Raw genomic sequence first — 18,908 nt, forward strand, 5'->3', positions numbered from 1 at the left:
GCAACAGTTTTTTTTCGGTCTTATTTGGTGGTTTTTTTACAATTTTGTTTTAGTCCACAACTGATTTTCTTCGTCGAAAGTAATTTTGTAGTTACCAGCTTCCGTAATCGGGATGTTGGCAGCACCTCTCTCTAAAGTTCCATCATTTCCATTGTCTCCGTAATCTACTGTCCAAGCGTTGTTCAATCTGAATTTGATTTCACCAACGGTTAGTGCAATGTTCTCAATTTCCCATTTCTGAGTGGTGCTGTTGAAAACCATATCGGTGTCGTTATCCCAACCGCCAGGGCTTGCGCTACCAATAATTCCCCAAGAATAAGGAGTTAGTTCGTAAGTCATCTCGTTAAGATCAACAGTAAGTTTTTGCCAACCTACGTTTGGTGCAACTAAATCATTTCCATCATTATAGGTAAGGTTGTTCCCGCCTGTAGAACCATAACTGTTTGTCCAGTTTCTTTCAGGTGTAATTTTAAATGCTGAGTTTGGAGCAGTAAAATTAATATAGCCTACATAAACGCCGTTGCTTGTTGCAGAACGGATGGCCACAGCAGTTGCAGGATCCCAATTCTGGTAAGCACCTGGAACGTACATGAAAGATTCCAATTGGTAAGGTGTAACTTTAAAGGTTACAACATCTGAAGTTTTAACGATGGTTCCACCAATTGAAGATGAAGTTGCTGTAACACGAACTTTTACATCACTTGCTACGTTTGCAACCGCACCGGTTTTCAAAACTGCCTGATCCATTGCAAGGTTTGTAAGTGCTAATTCTTTAGCATTTTCTACCGTTCCAAGCGGGAAATAAACGTCAGAATTTGCTGCAGCCATTTCTACTAAATAAGTCACTTTTACACCATATTTTGTGTAATCGTTCCATTTAATTGTAGTTGCAGTAGCATCCGGAGCGTTTTCATCTAAAACCAAGGAAGAACCTGCAGCTGGATTTACAATCATCGGGCCGTCTTCCGGATAGGTAGTTACTGCGAAAGTAACCGTGTTTGAAACTTCGGTTCCTCTTTCAACGCGTACATATGCTGTTTCAGAAGAATAAGGATTTAAACCTGCTTTCAGCATTGCTTCATTTAAAGCACCAATGCTTGATTTTAAAGAATTGGTCTCAGATTTTCCAAGCTCAACCTTGCTCTTAAAATCCGCTGTTGAAGAAAGATAAACGGTATAAGATCCACTTCCGGAAACTGCATCGTCCCAGCTTAAAACAAATGGATTGTTTTCCATAGTTGGGTACAGAACGTTGCTGCCCAAAGTAGTGTCATGTAATTTGAAAGACGGCTCTGGCGAGGTCCAGTTGCGGTCCGCATCTTCTCTACACGCATTTACCAAAAGTAAAGGCAGGAGAAGCAGGCTTAATAATTTTAAAATATTTTTCATTTTTGTTTAATTAAAATTTGATTTTAAGAAAGCTTCACGATGGTATAGATTCCTGCTTTTAGGTTCACAGTAATTTTATAAGAACCGCCATCACCTACGAATTTAATGTTTCCATTGTCACCTTTTGGACCGAGGAAACCTGTATTTCCGTCACCGGAAATATTACCCCAATCAAGATCACCCCAAGATTGCTGACCTAAAATTTTAAATTCAGTATCAGCACCAAGTGTGGTGGTGTATTCGTATACTCCGTCTCCTACCGTAGTCATTGCTACAGCACTTTCAGGTTTCCAACCATTTCCAGCGATGTTACCTACCAGATAAATTTCTGGGAAGTCAAAAGCTGGAATTGCAGATGGTTTTACATCAATTGTCTGAACGCCTTGAGAGGCATTGATTACAATTTTGTAGATACCTGTATCGCCGGTAAACTGAATATTTTCATCATCATCTGCCGGAACCGAAAGGTTGCTGCTCCACTGGTTGAAATATTGGTTGGATGCTTTTGTAGCCGCAGTATTCAACGCGTAGTTTTTACCGTCCCAAGCCAATTGTCCTAAAAATCTAAATTTCTCTCCACCTTGCAGGTAAGTATAGATGTAAGACAGATTATCGCTTTTGTGTAAAACCTGTGCTTTTTCTGGTGTCCAACCTACATAAGAAGCCGCACCAACGATATAAAAGCTTGGGTAAGTTAATACATATGGTGTAATTTTCAGCGAAGTTACATTTGAAACTGTAGCTAAAGATTCTGCTGATCCTACGTATGAAATAACACGCATAAACATGTTTGCTTCTTCACTTGGTTTAAAACCCAGTGCCGCCGAAGCATCGTTCATCTGAAGTGTAGTAAATGTAGCAGATCTCTCGGAACTTGCTACCGTAGCTAAAGTTACAGGTTTTGTAAACTTATCATCTGCAGACGCTTCAATTTTATAGCTGATTTCCGTCGGTACCGTGTAAGAAGCCGGTTTCCAGGTAACTGTAAGTGCCGGGTTTGCCGGGAAGTTTTTATCCAGGAAAAGACTGTTTGTAGAAAGATCCATCACTGTAGCCGACGTACTATTGTCGATGGTAATGATATCCCGGTCCTGACAAGAAGCCAGACCTAAGATCACCATCAGTGCTAAAAAAATATTTTTAAAGATATTATTTTTCATTGTTTCTAAATTATAATATTAATAACCAGGGTTTTGAACCAAGTTCGGGTTAACCACCAAATCGTTGTTCGGGATTGGGAACAGGTTACGGTATTCACCTACTGCAATACCGTCTTTAGCATTACCTTTCCAAGGCCACAAATAAGCAGCTGAGGTAAATTTACCAAATCTGATAAGGTCGGTTCTGCGTGTGTTTTCCCAAGATAGTTCACGTGATCTTTCATCTAAGATAAAGTTTAGATCGATGAAAGTTACCGGAGATGCATTTGCTCTTTTACGAAGCGCATTTACATAAGAAACGGCTGTTGCCATGTTACCGCCACCGCCTCTTAAAACTGCTTCAGCATACATCAAATAAACGTCTGCTAAACGGTAAAGTGATAAATCAGCTTCTACCCAGTTGTCGTGTGCACCTGGTGTTCCGTTACTTTTTACGTTTTTGTATTTAATGAAAGCATAACCGTCATTAAAGCTTCCTAAATCATTGATTTCCAATGACTGACCATCTGTATAAAAACGGCCTCTAAGATCACTTGCTTCAAATTTCTGAACGAAAGCTTTAGTCGTTCTAAGACCGCCCCAACCGCCGTTGATCCCAAAATCAGCAGGTTTCATAGTTCCACCTACCGCAGCGTGAACCATAAATGTCGTTCCACCGTTGGTTTGTGTTTTTAAACCGTCATATACGACTGAAAAAATATTTTCCGGGTTATTTACATTATTATCCGCTAAAAATAAGTTTGCGTATTTGTCATTCAATTTATATCCTGCATTAATTACTTTTTCTGTGTACGTAATTACCTCAGCATTTCTTTCTGTACCGGTGTACACTTTTGCATTCAAATATAATCTAGCAAGCAATGTCCAGGCAGCTGCTTTGTCAAGACGACCATATTCGTTAGTTTTTGGAGCTTTTAAATCTTCTTCAGCAGCTTTTAATTCTTTTTCAACATAAGCGAAAAGATCTTTTCTTGACATCTGCGTTGGTAAAGTGCCAAAAGTTGTCTCGTCAACAAAAGGTACATTTCCGTAAAGGTCTAGCAAGTGATAATAAGACTGTGCACGCAGGAATCTTGCTTCAGCTCTCATTGCTTTTGCTTCATCCAAGTTAGCACCGGAAATACCGTTTTGACTAAGCATTTCATCAGTTGTATTTTTTATAAACTCGTTTGTGAAAGCGATTTCCGTGTAAAGTCTATAATACATTGCATTATTAAACTCATTCGTTGGAGTCCAGATCATTTTGTGGAATTCATGTAAAGTACCGTCATTCCAACCGATTACCGCTTCATCAGTAGTAATTGTTTGCATAATATAAAGCAATCGCATGTAGTTTGAGAAACCGCCATCAATATCAGCGATATCACCGTTTCCATCACCACCAGACTGACCACCCACAGCTAAACCACCGTAAAGTTTTGCCAAAAGTCCTTTGTAATTATCAAAGTTTTTGTAGAGACTTGCTGCAGTAACTTCCGTAATCGGCTCCTGTCTTAAGTCATCTATACAGGAGCTCACCGTAAACGATGCTCCAAAAATAGCTAACGCTATAGAAATATTTTTTAAACTGAAATTTTTCATTTTTCTTAATTATTAAAATTGAAAGTTTAATCCTAATGAATATACTTTTGGTCTTTGATAAAAGCCGTTATCAATATTTCCAAAAATTTCCGGATCAACACCTGAATAATCTGTTACTACAAATACATTCTGCGCCATACCATACACTCTAAGATTGCTGTTTTGCCCGAAAACAGAACCGAAGTTGTAACCTAAAGTAAGGTTATCCATTCTCAAGAATGAAGCATCTTCTACAAAAGCATCGCTCCAATATTGTGGAGTTCCAAAACCGTAATTTACAGTTGTTGTTGAAACATTCTGTAAATAATCATTAGTTGCGATACTTTGAACGTTTGATTGTGACGCAAAGTTGTTATACACATAGTTTCCTAAAACCGCGCGTAAAGCTGTGGAAAAATCCCAGTTTTTATAGGCAAATTTTGTAGAGAAACCGAATGTAGCATCAGGAGTTGTAGACTGGTAGAAATATTTGTCGCCAGAAGCGGTAATTTTTCCGTCTCCATTTCTATCAACGTAAACTCCTTCTAAAGGTTTACCGTTGTTATCATACGTTTGTTGAAATACGTAAAAGCTGAAAGGCGTATAACCCACGCTGTGTGCTTGAACGGTATTACCAACACCACCGGAAATTCCACCCTGCTGAATTACATAACCTTCCGCAACATCATTAAAGCTGGTTACTTTTGGGTTGTAATGCGCAACGTTGAAACTGAAATCCCATCTGGTATTTTCATTTTTGATAGGAGTTACGTTAATTAGGAATTCAAGACCATCAGTTTCCATCTCACCGATGTTTTTGATGTTTTTATTGCTGAATTCACCTGCTGGCACCTGAACTTGTGCTAAAAGATCTTTGGTGTTTTTCTTAAACCAATCAAAAGATCCGGAAATTCTGTTATTCCAAAAGCCAAAATCCAAACCTGCGTTAATAGTTTCAGTAGTTTCCCATGTTAAATTCGGGTTGTACTGCGTTGGTCGGTACATGAAATAAAACTGGTCACCAAAACCGTATTGCGCCGTAGGTTCAGAAACGTTGTAAGATGCAAATGAATTATACGGTCCACCTACTTCCTGCTGTCCTGTTTCACCCCAACCTGCGCGAAGTTTCAAATCAGAAAAAACATTGGAATCTTTCAAGAAATCTTCATTGATAATTTTCCATGCTCCGGACGCGGCGTAGAACGTTCCCCAGTTGTTTTTCAAATCAACACCGTTATAGAATCTGGAAGAAGCATCTCTTCTTACTGATCCTGTCAGGATATATTTGTCTGCGATGGAGAAAATACCTCTACCATAGAAACCTAATAAAACCAAATTGCTTTCGTAAGCGTTGCTTGGAGTGGAAATACGATCCGGATTTCCGTAAACAGTAGTACTGGAAGGAACTTTATTATGAAACTCCTGGTAAGAATAACCTGCCAATAAATCAATCTGGGTATTGATTGGCGTAAGCATTTTTACGTAATTCAAATAAGTTTCCAATAATTTATTGGTTTTTTCCTGGGTGTACTCGTTTCTTGTACTTACATCTCCAGATGCCAACATTCCGGCATAACCAGGATACTGTGTAACGGCGCCGTTTCCTTTCTGGTGATCATAACCACCGATTACATTTAAGTGCAAGTCTGGAAGGAAGTGCAGTTTATAATCTAAATGTAAGTTACCGATACCGCGGAAAACAGTAGAAACGTCACGTCTGCCATATAATGAAGCCAGGGGGTTTCTGGTTGCGTTCACGTTCACATTGTCCGGATTTAAGAACCATTCCCAATAATTGTTCACTTTATCACCTTGTGCAGTGTAGTCATAAACTGGCTGCGTAGGATCAAAAAACTGTGCTGCTCCAATTACACCCGCAGGAAAACGGTTTTCTGTCATGGAACCTTTTAAGTTCGCAGTTACGCTTAAATGATTGTCAAAAAATTTCGGCGTCAGGTTTAATGATGCAGAAGTTCTTCGGAATTCATTAGTACGTACGATACCGTTCTGTTCGGTGTAGCCTAATGACAAACGGTACGGTAATTTTTTTATTCCTCCGGAAATCGCCACGTTGTTGTCCGTTCCCCAAGCTTCCTGATAAATAAGGTCTTGCCAATTGGTATTAGCACTTCCTAATTTATCAATATAACCCTGGGAAGCATTTTCCTGTACGAAAGCACGAAACTGGTTCGCGGTAAGTACATCCTGATTTCCCATTTTCGTAGAAACCGAACCTGTCGTAGAAAAGTTCACTTTCACTCTACCTGCAGAACCTCTCTTCGTGGTGATAAGGATAACACCATTGGAAGCTCTGTTACCATAGATTGCCGCAGCGGAAGCATCTTTTAAAACGTCAAATGACTCAATATCATTCGGGTTGATTAAAGCCAGCGCGTTGGACGCTCCACTAACCCCACTGAAATCCATTGGGATGCCATCAATTACGATTAATGGATCGTTACTTGCTGTTAAAGACGCACCACCTCGAATTCGAATGGTCGCACCAGAACCCGGATTACCACCGTTCCCTGTTACAGTCACACCCGGCGCTTTACCTTGGATCAGCTGATCGGCAGATGTAGAACCTGGGTTAAAATCCTTGGAAGTAATAGAAGCTATGGATCCCGTAAGATCTTCTTTCTTCTGCTTACCGTAACCAATCAGCACTACCTGCTCGATCTCAGCAGTTTTTACACTATCGGTAGTCTGTGCCTGCAATATTGATCCGGCCAATAAAAAAGCGGGAGCAATCTTTAAAACTTTAGTATAGTTTCTCACGAAAATAAAATTTGAGGTTTATAATCAAAAATTCACATTGTCCTCTTAAAGGAGCGATGCAATTTAGCTTTTTTTTGAGATATCATAAATAATTAATGCAAATTGTTAATTATTGCTGATAAGAATCATCAAGCTTATTTCTACACAAACGGTAAACACATAAAAACCACTCATTTGTGAATATAACGGAACGCTACAATTTTCTCCAAAATTAACATAAAATCAAACAGACGTTTAGCAATTTTAGCGGCTAAAACGGCTTATTTTTAAAAATCTCAGATTTTAGCTGCATATTTTTTAAATCCCTGGCATATCACCTATCTTTGCAGAAATTTAGACCGAAGATTATGTCAGATAGAAAGATGATTACGGCTGCGCTGCCCTACGCCAACGGCCCGGTGCATATTGGGCACCTCGCCGGCGTTTATATTCCGGCCGATGTTTACGCCAGATTTAACAGAAGACTGGGAAAAGACGTTGCTTTTATTTGCGGTTCCGATGAACACGGGATTCCCATTACCATCCGGGCAAAAAAAGAAGGCGTTACACCGCAGGATATTGTCGATAAATACCACGAAATCATCAAAAAATCATTTTCGAATTTAGGAATTTCATTTGATGAATATTCCCGCACCACTTCGCCGAAACATAAGCAGGTGAGTCAGGATTTTTTCACTACGCTATATAATAAGGATAAATTTTTAGAAGAAACTTCGGAGCAATATTTCGATGAGCAGGCCAACGAATTCCTTGCCGACCGCTACATCGTAGGAACCTGCCCGAATTGCGGAAACGAAAATGCCTACGGCGACCAGTGCGAAAAATGTGGCTCTACCCTTTCACCTTCGGAGCTGATCAATCCAAAATCCATGTTAAGCGGAAATGTTCCCATTTTAAAGGAAACCAAAAACTGGTATCTACCTTTAAATGATTACGAAGATTTTCTGAATGAATGGATTATTGAAGGTCATAAAAATGATTGGAAACCCAATGTTTACGGACAGGTAAAATCCTGGTTAACCGATGGATTGAAACCACGCGCCATGACCCGCGACCTGAACTGGGGCGTGCCCGTTCCGCTTCCAAACGCAGATGGTAAAGTGCTTTACGTTTGGTTTGATGCGCCTATAGGCTACATTTCTTTTACCCAGGAATGGGCAGAAAAAACCGGCAAAAACTGGCAGGATTTCTGGCAAAGCGAAAATTCCGACCTCATTCATTTTATCGGTAAAGACAATATCGTTTTCCACTGCATTATTTTCCCGGCGATGATGAAAGCGCACGGCGACTACAAAATGCCGACAAATGTTCCAGCTTTTGAATTTTTAAATTTAGAAAACGACAAAATTTCCACGTCAAGAAACTGGGCGGTTTGGGCGCACGAATATGTGGAAGAATTTCCAGGTCAGCAGGATGTTTTGCGTTACGCGCTGCTTTCTTCAGCGCCGGAAACGAAAGACAATAATTTCACCTGGAAAGATTTTCAAACAAAAAATAACTCCGAATTGGTCGGAATTTTTGGAAATTTCATCAACCGCGTTGCGGTTTTAATTCATAAATATTACAACGGAATTGTGCCTGCCGGTGATGAAAATGCTTCGGAACTGAACGAAATCAGCAAAGCCGCGACCGAAGTAGAAACTTTCCTTGAAAATTTTGAATTCCGAAATGCTTTGGCTTCGATGATGAATTTAGCACGGTTTGGAAACCAATATTTACAGATTGAAGAACCGTGGAAAACCATCAAAGTTCACCCGGAAAAAGCGGCAAATTCGTTATTTGTTGCCGCACAAATCGCGGCGGGTTTAGCACAGATCTGCGAACCATTTTTACCATTCAGTGCGGAAAAACTGCAAAAAATGTTCAATATGCCGCAAATAAATTGGCAGGAAATTGAAACCCACAAAGTGCTGTTAAAAACCGGACATCAGCTAAATCCGGCAGAATTATTATTTTCTAAAATCGAAGATGAAACGATAGAGTTTCAGATTCAGAAATTAGAAAACACCAAACAATCCAATAAAAAAACCAATCCAAAAGCCAGCCCGATGAAAGACGAAATTCAGTTTGATGATTTTACAAAAATCGACCTTAGAACTGCCACAATTTTAACCGCAGAAAAAGTAGAAAAAGCAGATAAATTATTGAAGTTTTCCGTAGACACCGGAGTTGACGTAAGAACTGTAGTTTCAGGCGTTGCCGAAAGTTTCACACCGGAAGAATGCGTGGGTAAACAAGTGATGATTTTGTTAAATCTCGCACCGCGAAAAATCCGCGGAATTGAATCTCAGGGAATGTTACTTTTAACCAACAATTCCGAAGGAAAACTGGTTTTTGTAACACCTGAAATAAAAGTTGAAAACGGCGTAGAAATCGGATAAAAAAAACAATCAGCAAAAGTTGTATATACAAAAGCCACCAATGAAAAATTCGTGGCTTTTTTACTTTTTTTTTCGAAACGTCTTCTATTTTTTTGTCAGTCTTGCTAAATAAGAATCCTCTTCCTGAAGGATTTTTTCAATGCTAAAACCGTTGTTTTCAGCGGCTCTTCTAAAGGTTTCGAAATCCAGATAAAGCCATTTCATCGGTTTTTCAGTATCCAGTTTGTAATGCATAAAATAATCGACTTCGCCGTAATAATGTCCCGCCGGTACCATCACGCCGCCATCTTCATCGAGGTCGTACATATAAATAATGTCTGTGCTGTCGATCAAAACCTGACCGTCATCATTTAATAAAGAATATAATTTTTCGAGGTAAGCATCTATTTTTTCTAAACTCTGAAAAATTCCCGTGCCGTTCATCAGCAATAAAATCGTGTCGAAAGTTTCATCCGAAAATTCCAGAATATCAGCGCAAACTGCATTTTTTACGCCGCGGAGTTTTGAAACTTCTACCGATTTCGGAGAAAAATCCACGGCTAAAACGGGCAATTTTTTAATATTTTGAAGATACAAACTGTGCGAGCCGGCGCCGGAACCGATATCCAAAACTTTTCCGCGCGCGAGCTCCAGCGCTTTCTGTTCGATGTCATTCATCTCCTCAAAATCGCGAAAAAGATATTCCACCGGCAAATCGTCAATTTCAGAAATTGACGTTTCCGTGAGGATGTTTTCGGGATTTTGACCGTGGTAAAAATCCCAGATGGCCTGCCCCATTAAATCTTTCATTCCATTTTTAATTTCCCCAAAATTAAGCAAATATTAAAAGTTACCGAAACCGGAAAATCTTTCGAAAAGTTTGAGTATTTTAGTTTATTAAACATGAAAAAAATATGAGAAAAATCGACATTCTCTTCGCGGAATACGCGCAAAGCCATCAAAACCACACCAATAAACTCATTCATTGGATTTGTGTACCGCTGATTTTCTGGGCAATATTGGGCTTTTTTTCGATAATTCCTTCGCCGCATTTTTTTCTCAGACATTTCGGCGCCATCAGCATCGTGTCGCTTGTCGCAATATTTTTGGTTTCCATATTTTACTTCCGGCTGTCCTGGCGCATTGCTTTGCTCATGATTTTAATTATGCTGCTGTTCGAACATTTCATTTATTTCATCAACATTACTTTCGGCGAAAATTCCTGGATGGTTTACTTGGCGGTTTTCGTGCTTTCCTGGATTGGTCAGTTTTACGGCCATAAAATCGAGGGTAAAAAGCCGAGCTTTTTGAAAGATTTACAGTTCCTGCTCGTCGGGCCGATTTGGCTTCTGCACTTTGTTTTGAAAAAATTTCATTTGAAATATTAATGACTTGAATCAGGTTGATTTTTAACAGTTGTAAAAATGACTGAAGCTTTTTTTAAAAGACTTAAATTTGAACGATAAATTAAAACCAAAAAAAATGGCAAAAAAGGCGGGAATTTTTATGCTTTTATTTTTCCTTTTTATTTCCTGTGGCACACGTGAGGAGGAAGCGGAAAACGAAAAATTCATCGGCGTGTGGGAATGGGTTTCTGCTACTGGTGGAATTTCCAACGAAAAATCCACACCAGAAAACACTGGAATTGCGCGTTCGTTAACGCTCACGGAAGATTATCTGTATTCCGTTACCGAAAACGGAAAAGTTGTGAAAGAGGGAACGTACCGTTCGGAGGATGATATTACCGATACCGATCACCGCGAAAAACAGTTTTTAAGGCTGGTTAATTACCACGATTACATCGTTTCCGAAATTACGGATACCGATATGTATTTAGCAGACGACGTTGCTGATGGTTATTCTTACCACTTCAAAAAATAAAAAAAGGTCAGAAATTTCTGACCTTTTAGTTTTCATTTGGCTTATTCGCCGTAATGCTTTTTCACGGTTTCCAGAACCTGTTCCGGGCTCATTTGCTGCGCGGTATCCAGTGTAACTTTTAAGTTTTTAAACTGTGCCGTGTCTGCTAAATGATGTTTGAACTGCTCCTGAATATCACCCGTTCCTGTTAAATAAAGCTCTTCGGTGTTGGTAATTAAACTTTCAAGTTCTTTAAAAAACTTCATTGTATTCGTCTGCTCAACATTATTTGCATTTTTCTCGCTCGAGTTGCCGCCCTGAACGTCTCTTTTCACGGGATCGCATAGAAAAAACTTGTAAGCGCTTTCAATGTCGTGATTTTTTACAACAATTGCGTTTTGAGTATCCATCCAGATTCCTGCTAATCTTCTTTCTGACATAATAATTTATTTTCGCAAAGTGTAACAACAATGGTGCTAATTAGCTGTTAATGCTTGTTAATTGTCTGCAAGGTTATTTTCCAAGCACGAAAACCGCCGGGATTTTATGTAGTTCCGGCTTATTTTTTTGCCAGTCTTTGATGGTTAGAGTACGGATGAATTCAGCTTCCGGATCGTTAACATTTGCTGCGACGCAGAGTTTGGTTGTCGGTGCTAGAAACTTGCACAAATCGTCGAAAAGCTGGTTATTGCGGTACGGCGTTTCCATAAAAATCTGAGTAAAACCTGTTTGGTTTACCTGATTTTCCAGCCGTTTTATTTGAGATTTTTTTTCGGATTTATCAATTGGTAAATAACCGTTAAAAGTAAATTCCTGACCATTGAATCCACTGGAAATCAGCGCCATAACAATTGATGACGGTCCGTTTATCGGAACTACTTTTACGTTATTTTCGTGACACCATTGCACCATTACATTTCCCGGATCGGCGAGACACGGCAAACCAGCTTCCGAAAGCAAACCAAAATCCTGACCTTTTTTCATCAACATCTGCGCTTCCTGCAGATCTTTTCGTTCGGTGTTTTTGTCCAGCAAAGATAATTTTAAGTCTGCCTGCTTTTTTTCCGGCGCAAAAAATTTGACCACTTTTCGGGCAGTTTTTTCATTTTCTACAAAAAAATAATCCGTTTTTAAAATATATTCTTTCACCGCGGGCGCAAAATAATCGAGCGGTGAATTTTCTGATAAATAAGCCGGAATTAGGAAAAGCATATTTTTTGATAATTAAATTGGTGCGCAGTAATTTTTAAAAATTTGCCGCTTTTTTGCCCTTTTTTTTGATTTTTAAATCTTTCGCAATTTTCTCACACGCCTTTTCTAAAAGCTGAAAAACCTCATCGAAATCTTTCATATCGCCCCAATACGGATCGGGAACTTCCAGGTTTTCCGCAAGCAGCGAAACTTTATTTCGGTCGTTTTCTGTTTTGGCTAAGGCTAAAACGTCGGCTAAGTTTTTTTTATCCATGCAGTAAATGCGGTCGAAGATTTGAAAATCCTCGTAGGTGAACGGACGTGATTTCTGCTCACAAATATCAATATTATATTTTGCCGCAATCTCGATGGAGCGGTGATCCGGCATTTCGCCTTCATGCATATCAATTGTTCCGGCGGAATCTACCGTAAAATCCTCGTGTAATTTAGCCTGTAAAATTCCTTCTGCCAGTGGGCTTCTGCAAATATTTCCGAGGCAGACCATTAAAATTTTCATATTATATTTATTAATGACAAAATACAAATAAAAAAAGGAATTTTAAAAAATCCCTTTGTTATGCTGCGTTTAATAACCAATTTATTGTTTGATTTTTTCCGTTAATTCCTTAACGTATTTTTTAACTTCTTTATCAATTTTCGAAACATCTTTAATTGTGTCGCACGCGTACATCACGGTTGAATGGTCTTTTCCGCCCATTTCTTCACCAATCTTATTGAAGGTTGCGTTGGTGAATTCTTTAGCAAAATACATCGCCAACTGTCGCGGCAAAGCAATTTCTCTTTTTCGGGTTTTAGACAGTAGCTGCTCGCGCTGAATACCGAAATATTCACATACAACTTCCTGAATATAAGGAATGTTGATGACTTTTTTCTGGTTCGCCGCAATCTTGTTGATGGTTTCTTTCAGCAATTCCAGTGAAAGTTCCGATTTATAAATCGTGGAATACGCGATAACTGAATTGATGACGCCGATAAGCTCACGAACATTGGTTTTCACCTCCGAAGCCAGAAAATCCAGCATATCTTCGGTAAGGATAATTCCGTCGCGGCTGAGTTTATCAACGATAATTTTTCTGCGCGTGTCGAAATCCGGAGATTTTATTTCCGCAGAAAGTCCCCATTTGAAACGGGAAACAATTCGGTCTTGGATGTCTAAAATATCAACCGGCGCCTTGTCGGAAGTTAGAATGATTTGCTTTCCATTTTGATGTAAATAATCGAAAATATGGAAAAAGCTGTCCTGTGTAGATTTTTTACCGGATAGAAACTGGATATCATCAATTATTAAAACGTCGACCATTTGGTAGAAATTCGCAAATTCTGTTTGCTTGTGCGCTTTCGCCGCAGACACAAATTGCTGGATAAATTTCTCCGAAGAGAGATACAATACCACTTTTTCAGGATACGCGTTTTTTACTTCCAAACCAACTGCGTGGCCCAGATGCGTTTTTCCAACACCGTAACCACCGTATAAAAACAGCGGATTGAAAGCGGTTGCGCCCGGTCTTTTTGCAATAGATTTTGCAACGGTAGATGCAAATTTATTGCTTTCACCTTCCACATAATTATCGAAAGAAAAATCAGCTTTCAGGTTAGAATCAATATTGATTTTCTTCATTCCCGGAACCACAAACGGATTAATCAGGTTCGCTGAAAATGACGGTGGCAAAGTTTCCTGCATTTTGGGTGTGGAAACACTTTTTCCTTTAACATTTAAAGTAATGGCCTTTTCCTGTCCCGTTGGTTTATTTTCCATGACAGAATACCATAATTTAACGCCTTTTCCGATGTTTTTTTTCAGCGCTGCAGAAAGTAAAGACAAATAATTATCTTCAATATATTCCTTGTAAAAGTCACTCGGAACCAAAAGGGTAAGATTATTGCTAACAAGCGAAACAGGTCGAATATTATCGAACAGTAAATCAAAAGAACTCTCGAGTTTTTTCAGGTCGGTATGATTCTCCGCGGCGTTGAGGTTGTCCCTCATAAACTGCAGACACTTTTCCCAAATAAGTGTTAAATTTTCGTCCATTTTGTTAAAGCAATTTTCCCTCCGGTTGTTAGATTTGGTGGGAAGACAAATATCTCATATTTAAAATTCAAAAAAAAATTTTTGTTCTATTGGTTATTTAGAAATATATTTGTATGAACAATTCTTAACATTAAATGATACATACAACTCACTCAATACGAGTACGTTACGCCGAAACCGACCCGATGAAATACGTCTATTATGGCAACTACGCGCAGTATTTTGAAGTCGCTCGCGTGGAGCTTTTTCGGGAACTAGGCATGCCATATGAAGCCATAGAACAGCGCGGAATCTGGCTTCCGGTATCACAATTTTCTGTTAAATATTTGAAACCCGCGCGCTACGACCAACTTCTCGAAATTCATACCTACATCACAAAAATTCCCGGTGTAAAAATTGAGTTTGATTATGAAATTTATAATGAATCTAAAGAGAGGATTACCGAAGCCAAAACCACTTTGTTTTTCCTCGATGCTGAAAAAAATAAAGTCATTTCATGCCCCGATTTCTTAATGGATCTACTTCTGAAAAAATGGAATACTGACTAAAGCGCTGTTCCCGGTTCAATTTCGTACGGTTCTTTTCCTTTTTCGAAAATCCGCGTTTTTTCTCCGCCTTCAACGGTGGTTTTTTCACCAATTTTTCGAATCCAGTTTCCTTCGCGAAGTCCGACTACTTTCGTGTCGTTTTGCGTCAGAAATTCTTTAATCCGTGTTTCGCGCGTTTCTCCGTTGTGTCTCAAATCCGGATTTGGATCCAGATAATGCGGATTCAAATTAAAATTCACCAAGCCCATACAGTCAAAACCCGGCGGATACACAATCGGCATATCGTTCGTGGTTTTCATATTCAGGCCAGCGATATTCGAGCCGGCACTCGTGCCGAGATACGGTTTTCCGCTTTCCACATTTTGCTTTAAAACCTGCATTAAACCTTTTTCATGCAGCATTTTCACCAAAAGAAAAGTATTTCCTCCACCGGTAAAAAATCCTTTCGCATTATTTAAGGCTGAAATTTGGTCATCAAATTCGTGCAAACCTTTTACTTCAATATTTAATATTTTAAAAAAATCCGCGGCTTTTGCCGTGTATTCTTCATGCGAAATTCCGCCCGGTCTTGCGAACGGTATAAATATAATCTCAGAAATTCCGGCAAAAAGACGTAAAATTTCCGGTTTTAGATATTCCAGATAATTGCCACCGAAAAGTGTAGAAGTTGAAGCAAGCAGGACGTTCATTGAATAAAGCTTTAAGTTAAGCTGTAAAGGTAATCAAAAACTCAATTTTAAATAATAGCAATCAGTGGGTTTCGATTATGACATTAATAATTAATTAGCTGATTTTTATCAACTTTACGTTAATTTACTACAAAACTTCTTTTTCGGAATAAATTGAAAGTATATTTGCATAGAATTTAATAACACAAATATTTTTATTATGAATTACACGATTGTTGGTCTTTTTCCAAGTCCGGAAAACATTAAAGACGTGGCCGAAGGTTTAGAAAAGTCAGGAATCAAAAACCAGAATTACCTTATTTACAAAAGCGCAGCGAAACATACTGCCGGCGCGAGAGGAAATTTCTGGAAAAAATTGTTGGGAACCGCAGAACGAGAAGTTTCTGCTTCAAATGACAATCTTATTACCAGCGTAGAAGTGCGCAACGAAGAGGAATTTGCAAATGTTCAGGATTCTTTCAAAAAAAATAAAGCGGTCAAAATTTATGAATTTAAAGATATGACCATCGAAGAAGCGAAAGATCTAAATAACATCAAGAAAATGGTGGAAATGCGTGCAAAATCTCAAATTTATGCGATGCCGGAAATGTCGGTTTCCGCGAATTCAATCAACGAATTATAAAACACTTTTATACTAAATTATTTTTTATTGTTTAAGAATCTGTGCCGCCGGCGCAGATTTTTTTTGGCTGCTTAAACATCATATTTTTTCATTTTAAGAAAATTGGCAGCTAAAAAGCTGTTTTTTCCCATTCTGGTAAAACACAAAAAAAGCCGGTTTTAACGGCTTTTTTCTAATATTTATCTTTCCATTTCTGTTTCAACTGTTCGGCAATTTTATTTTCTGTAGAATTTTTTCCTGGTGTGTAAAAACTGGTGCCTTTCAATTCGTCTGGAAGAAACTCTAAATCCACAAAATTTCCCTCGTGCGAATGTGCATAATCGTAATTTTTACCGTAATTCAAATCTTTCATCAGTTTCGTTGGCGCGTTTCGCAGATGCAGTGGAACCGGCAGATTTCCGGTTTTCTTAACTTTTGCAATCGCATCATTTATCGCGACATAAGTAGAATTGCTTTTTGGTGAAACTGCCAAATAAACCGCCGTTTCACTCAGAATAATTCTTGCTTCAGGATTTCCGATAACATTGATTGCCTGAAAACAATTGTTCGCCATGACCAAAGCGTTTGGATTAGCCAACCCGATATCTTCCGCAGCTAAAATCACCATTCTTCGGGCAATAAATTTAATATCTTCACCACCGACCAACATCCGCGCGAGCCAGTAAACCGCTCCGTTGGGATCAGATCCGCGCATTGATTTTATAAAAGCGGAAATAATGTCATAATGCTGCTCGCCATTTTTGTCGTAAAGCGCCATCGTTTCTTGTAAAACCGACAGCACATCTTCGTTTTTTATCGATGATTTAGCCGAATTTTTAAACTGATTCAACACATTTTCAACCGCGTTTATAAGTTTCCGCGCATCGCCACCGGAATACTGGATGAAAGCTTCGTAATCTTCAATTTCAAAATGTGTCGATTCTTCCTCGTTATATCTTTTCAAAGAAATTCCGATGAGTTCTTCCAGTTTTTCGTAGTCTAAAGCTTTTAAAATATAAACCTGCGAGCGCGAAAGCAAGGCAGAAACTACTTCAAAACTAGGATTTTCGGTCGTAGCGCCCATCAAAACCACCCAACCTTTTTCCACCGCGTGCAAAAGCGAATCCTGCTGCGACTTGTTGAAGCGGTGAATTTCATCGATGAATAAAATAGGCGATTTGCCTGAAAAAAGATTTTGCTTTTTAGCTTCTTCGATGATTTCCCTGATGTCTTTTACACCGCTGGAAACCGCAGAAAGTTTGTAAAATTTCCGTCCGGAAGTTTCTGAAATAATTTCTGCTAAAGAAGTTTTTCCGGTTCCGGGCGGACCCCAGAAAATAAGCGATTTTAAGGTATCATTTTCCAGCATTTTCCGTATCGGGCCGTTTTTTCCGGTCAGGTGATCCTGTCCCAAAACCTGATCTAAAGTTTTCGGGCGCAGTTTTTCGGCAAGCGGCGTGTTGGAATCCAAAACCTAAAAATTGAAATGTGAAACTGGGAAATTTGAAAAACAGAAGTTTCCTCGGAAACTTGGAACAAATTTAAACTATTTAGTTATTTTTGCAACGCATGTTGAATAAAATCATCAATTTTCCTCTTATTTTTCTTATCCGTGTTTATCAGATGGTGATCTCGCCTCTTCTGCCGAACAGCTGCAGATATACGCCAACATGCTCCTCTTACATGATTGAAGCGCTGCGCATACACGGACCTTTTAAAGGATTGTGGCTCGGCTCCAAAAGAATCGGCCGCTGCCATCCGTGGGGCGGCGAAGGTTACGATCCTGTTCCGCCAAGAAGCAAAAAATAGCCTCTTTTTACCTTAAAAAAACCAAAATATTATGCTCACATTTTTATACACGACCTGGGATCCTTCCACCGGAATTCATCTGGGACCAATCACACTCCATTATTACAGTTTGATGTTTATTTTAGCTTTCGGTCTGGGCTATATGCTGATGACGAAAATCTACAAGATTGACGGAGTGAATGTAAAATATGTAGAGCCGCTTTTTACGTGGACATTAATTGGAACCATTTTCGGAGCGAGAATCGGACACGTCATTTTTTACCAGCCGGAACTTTTTCAGCAGGATTTCTGGTCTGTATTTCTGCCAATCCGCACAAAACCGCAGCTTGAATTTACAGGATTTTCCGGTTTAGCAAGTCACGGCGCAACCATTGCTTTAATTTTCACGACACTTTATTACGCTTATAAAATCATTCATAAAAATCCGTTTTGGGTGTACGACAGAATCGGGATTCCGGTAGCTTTGGGCGGTGCTTTTGTAAGAATCGGAAATTTCTTTAATTCTGAAATCATTGGAAAACCGGCGCCGGAAAATTCACCATTCGCAGTTTTGTTTCCACAGCAAAGCTCCGAATATGGCGCAATTGTACCGCGCTATCCTACCCAACTTTTCGAAGCGGGCGGTTATTTTCTGCTTTTCATTTTGCTTTGGATTTTATACCGCTACACCAACAAGAAATATCAGCAAGGCTGGTTATTTGGCGTGTTTTTCATTTTGTTGTGGGCAATTCGGTTTTTTGTGGAATTTCTGAAAGAACCACAAGGCGATGAATTCATCCAGTTTGCTGGTTTGAATACGGGGCAGGTTTTATCAATACCGTTTATGATTGCCGGTTTTGTCATCATGCTGACGTCTAAAAAGCGAATGATTACTGTAGAAGAAAATTCTAAACCAGATTAAATTTTAATT

At 39.1% G+C, this 18,908-nt stretch carries 18 protein-coding genes; 7 read left to right on the plus strand and 11 right to left on the minus strand.

The genetic code is table 11. The features are described 5' to 3' along the window. Positions 1-36 precede the first annotated feature (36 nt). From BMZ55_RS04425 to BMZ55_RS04440, 4 genes are read right to left on the minus strand one after another with little or no spacing between them, the layout of a single operon-like run. Complete coding sequence (locus tag BMZ55_RS04425) at positions 37-1,389, minus strand: SusE domain-containing protein (RefSeq protein ID WP_089818992.1); 1,353 nt, start codon at positions 1,387-1,389, stop codon at positions 37-39. 23 nt (positions 1,390-1,412) lie between these two features. Beyond that, positions 1,413-2,549: a SusE domain-containing protein gene (locus BMZ55_RS04430; RefSeq protein ID WP_089818994.1), complete on the minus strand. Its 1,137-nt coding sequence runs from the start codon at positions 2,547-2,549 to the stop codon at positions 1,413-1,415. 18 nt (positions 2,550-2,567) lie between these two features. After that, positions 2,568-4,130, minus strand: coding sequence for a RagB/SusD family nutrient uptake outer membrane protein (locus tag BMZ55_RS04435; protein ID WP_089818996.1), 1,563 nt, complete (start codon positions 4,128-4,130; stop codon positions 2,568-2,570). A 12-nt stretch (positions 4,131-4,142) separates the two neighbouring features. Continuing rightward, a complete protein-coding gene (locus BMZ55_RS04440) occupies positions 4,143-6,887 on the minus strand; it encodes a SusC/RagA family TonB-linked outer membrane protein (RefSeq protein WP_089818997.1) in 2,745 nt (914 codons plus the stop codon). A gap of 347 nt (positions 6,888-7,234) precedes the next feature. On the opposite strand from BMZ55_RS04440, the gene metG reads away from it, so the two are divergent. Then, positions 7,235-9,268, plus strand: a complete 2,034-nt coding sequence (gene metG, locus BMZ55_RS04445; protein ID WP_089818999.1) for a methionine--tRNA ligase — start codon at positions 7,235-7,237, stop codon at positions 9,266-9,268. An 84-nt stretch (positions 9,269-9,352) separates the two neighbouring features. Here metG and BMZ55_RS04450 read toward each other — a convergent pair whose 3' ends face one another. Beyond that, the gene (locus BMZ55_RS04450) at positions 9,353-10,057 is read right to left on the minus strand and encodes a class I SAM-dependent methyltransferase (protein WP_089819001.1); all 705 of its coding nucleotides are present in this window, start codon (positions 10,055-10,057) and stop codon (positions 9,353-9,355) included. 104 nt (positions 10,058-10,161) lie between these two features. Here BMZ55_RS04450 and BMZ55_RS04455 point away from each other — a divergent pair, with 104 nt between their 5' ends. After that, on the plus strand, positions 10,162-10,635 hold the full coding sequence (locus tag BMZ55_RS04455) for an Mpo1 family 2-hydroxy fatty acid dioxygenase (RefSeq protein ID WP_089819003.1): 474 nt from the start codon (positions 10,162-10,164) through the stop codon (positions 10,633-10,635). Positions 10,636-10,729: 94 nt separating this feature from the next. Continuing rightward, complete coding sequence (locus BMZ55_RS04460) at positions 10,730-11,128, plus strand: hypothetical protein (protein WP_143068743.1); 399 nt, start codon at positions 10,730-10,732, stop codon at positions 11,126-11,128. A 41-nt stretch (positions 11,129-11,169) separates the two neighbouring features. On the opposite strand, the gene BMZ55_RS04465 is transcribed toward BMZ55_RS04460, so the two are convergent. The 4 genes from BMZ55_RS04465 to dnaA form a co-directional block, all read right to left on the minus strand. After that, positions 11,170-11,547: a hypothetical protein gene (locus tag BMZ55_RS04465; protein ID WP_089819007.1), complete on the minus strand. Its 378-nt coding sequence runs from the start codon at positions 11,545-11,547 to the stop codon at positions 11,170-11,172. 73 nt (positions 11,548-11,620) lie between these two features. Beyond that, positions 11,621-12,319, minus strand: a complete 699-nt coding sequence (locus tag BMZ55_RS04470) for an SAM-dependent methyltransferase (RefSeq protein WP_089819009.1) — start codon at positions 12,317-12,319, stop codon at positions 11,621-11,623. 34 nt (positions 12,320-12,353) lie between these two features. Beyond that, the gene (locus BMZ55_RS04475) at positions 12,354-12,815 is read right to left on the minus strand and encodes a low molecular weight protein-tyrosine-phosphatase (RefSeq protein ID WP_089819011.1); all 462 of its coding nucleotides are present in this window, start codon (positions 12,813-12,815) and stop codon (positions 12,354-12,356) included. Positions 12,816-12,896: 81 nt separating this feature from the next. Next, on the minus strand, positions 12,897-14,351 hold the full coding sequence (gene dnaA / locus BMZ55_RS04480) for a chromosomal replication initiator protein DnaA (RefSeq protein WP_089819013.1): 1,455 nt from the start codon (positions 14,349-14,351) through the stop codon (positions 12,897-12,899). A gap of 134 nt (positions 14,352-14,485) precedes the next feature. Here dnaA and BMZ55_RS04485 point away from each other — a divergent pair, with 134 nt between their 5' ends. Continuing rightward, entirely contained in the window at positions 14,486-14,899 is a 414-nt protein-coding gene (locus BMZ55_RS04485; protein WP_089819016.1) for an acyl-CoA thioesterase, read from the plus strand. Here the strand turns inward: BMZ55_RS04485 and pepE are convergent. After that, complete coding sequence (gene pepE / locus BMZ55_RS04490; RefSeq protein WP_089819018.1) at positions 14,896-15,588, minus strand: dipeptidase PepE; 693 nt, start codon at positions 15,586-15,588, stop codon at positions 14,896-14,898. The genes BMZ55_RS04485 and pepE overlap by 4 nt on opposite strands. A 199-nt stretch (positions 15,589-15,787) precedes the next feature. On the opposite strand from pepE, the gene BMZ55_RS04495 reads away from it, so the two are divergent. Then, positions 15,788-16,210 carry a hypothetical protein gene (locus BMZ55_RS04495; RefSeq protein ID WP_089819020.1) on the plus strand — a complete coding sequence of 141 codons (423 nt, stop codon included), beginning with the start codon at positions 15,788-15,790 and terminating at the stop codon, positions 16,208-16,210. Between the two features lie 172 nt (positions 16,211-16,382). Here the strand turns inward: BMZ55_RS04495 and BMZ55_RS04500 are convergent, their stop codons facing one another. Next, positions 16,383-17,660, minus strand: coding sequence for a replication-associated recombination protein A (locus BMZ55_RS04500; RefSeq protein ID WP_089819022.1), 1,278 nt, complete (start codon positions 17,658-17,660; stop codon positions 16,383-16,385). Between the two features lie 98 nt (positions 17,661-17,758). Between BMZ55_RS04500 and yidD the strand changes: the two genes are divergently transcribed. Both yidD and lgt read left to right on the plus strand, forming a co-directional pair. Further along, positions 17,759-17,998: a membrane protein insertion efficiency factor YidD gene (gene yidD, locus BMZ55_RS04505; RefSeq protein WP_089819024.1), complete on the plus strand. Its 240-nt coding sequence runs from the start codon at positions 17,759-17,761 to the stop codon at positions 17,996-17,998. Positions 17,999-18,029: 31 nt separating this feature from the next. Then, positions 18,030-18,899, plus strand: a complete 870-nt coding sequence (lgt, locus tag BMZ55_RS04510) for a prolipoprotein diacylglyceryl transferase (protein ID WP_089819026.1) — start codon at positions 18,030-18,032, stop codon at positions 18,897-18,899. The last annotated feature ends 9 nt before the right edge of the window (positions 18,900-18,908 follow it).

The organism is Kaistella treverensis (genome assembly GCF_900114045.1).
Classification (GTDB): Bacteria; Bacteroidota; Bacteroidia; order Flavobacteriales; family Weeksellaceae; genus Kaistella; species Kaistella treverensis.

Bases quoted from the DNA above. Each gene is read 5' to 3' on its own strand.
- BMZ55_RS04450 (WP_089819001.1), bottom strand. From the start codon at position 10,057: ATGAAAGATTTAATGGGGCAGGCCATCTGGGATTTTTACCACGGTCAA.
- BMZ55_RS04470 (WP_089819009.1), bottom strand. From the start codon at position 12,319: ATGCTTTTCCTAATTCCGGCTTATTTATCAGAAAATTCACCGCTCGAT.
- BMZ55_RS04455 (WP_089819003.1), top strand. From the start codon at position 10,162: ATGAGAAAAATCGACATTCTCTTCGCGGAATACGCGCAAAGCCATCAA.
- BMZ55_RS04495 (WP_089819020.1), top strand. From the start codon at position 15,788: ATGAATTACACGATTGTTGGTCTTTTTCCAAGTCCGGAAAACATTAAA.
- metG (WP_089818999.1), top strand. From the start codon at position 7,235: ATGTCAGATAGAAAGATGATTACGGCTGCGCTGCCCTACGCCAACGGC.
- BMZ55_RS04425 (WP_089818992.1), bottom strand. From the start codon at position 1,389: ATGAAAAATATTTTAAAATTATTAAGCCTGCTTCTCCTGCCTTTACTT.
- BMZ55_RS04435 (WP_089818996.1), bottom strand. From the start codon at position 4,130: ATGAAAAATTTCAGTTTAAAAAATATTTCTATAGCGTTAGCTATTTTT.
- BMZ55_RS04430 (WP_089818994.1), bottom strand. From the start codon at position 2,549: ATGAAAAATAATATCTTTAAAAATATTTTTTTAGCACTGATGGTGATC.
- BMZ55_RS04475 (WP_089819011.1), bottom strand. From the start codon at position 12,815: ATGAAAATTTTAATGGTCTGCCTCGGAAATATTTGCAGAAGCCCACTG.
- lgt (WP_089819026.1), top strand. From the start codon at position 18,030: ATGCTCACATTTTTATACACGACCTGGGATCCTTCCACCGGAATTCAT.
- BMZ55_RS04460 (WP_143068743.1), top strand. From the start codon at position 10,730: ATGGCAAAAAAGGCGGGAATTTTTATGCTTTTATTTTTCCTTTTTATT.
- BMZ55_RS04485 (WP_089819016.1), top strand. From the start codon at position 14,486: ATGATACATACAACTCACTCAATACGAGTACGTTACGCCGAAACCGAC.
- BMZ55_RS04465 (WP_089819007.1), bottom strand. From the start codon at position 11,547: ATGTCAGAAAGAAGATTAGCAGGAATCTGGATGGATACTCAAAACGCA.
- yidD (WP_089819024.1), top strand. From the start codon at position 17,759: ATGTTGAATAAAATCATCAATTTTCCTCTTATTTTTCTTATCCGTGTT.
- pepE (WP_089819018.1), bottom strand. From the start codon at position 15,588: ATGAACGTCCTGCTTGCTTCAACTTCTACACTTTTCGGTGGCAATTAT.
- dnaA (WP_089819013.1), bottom strand. From the start codon at position 14,351: ATGGACGAAAATTTAACACTTATTTGGGAAAAGTGTCTGCAGTTTATG.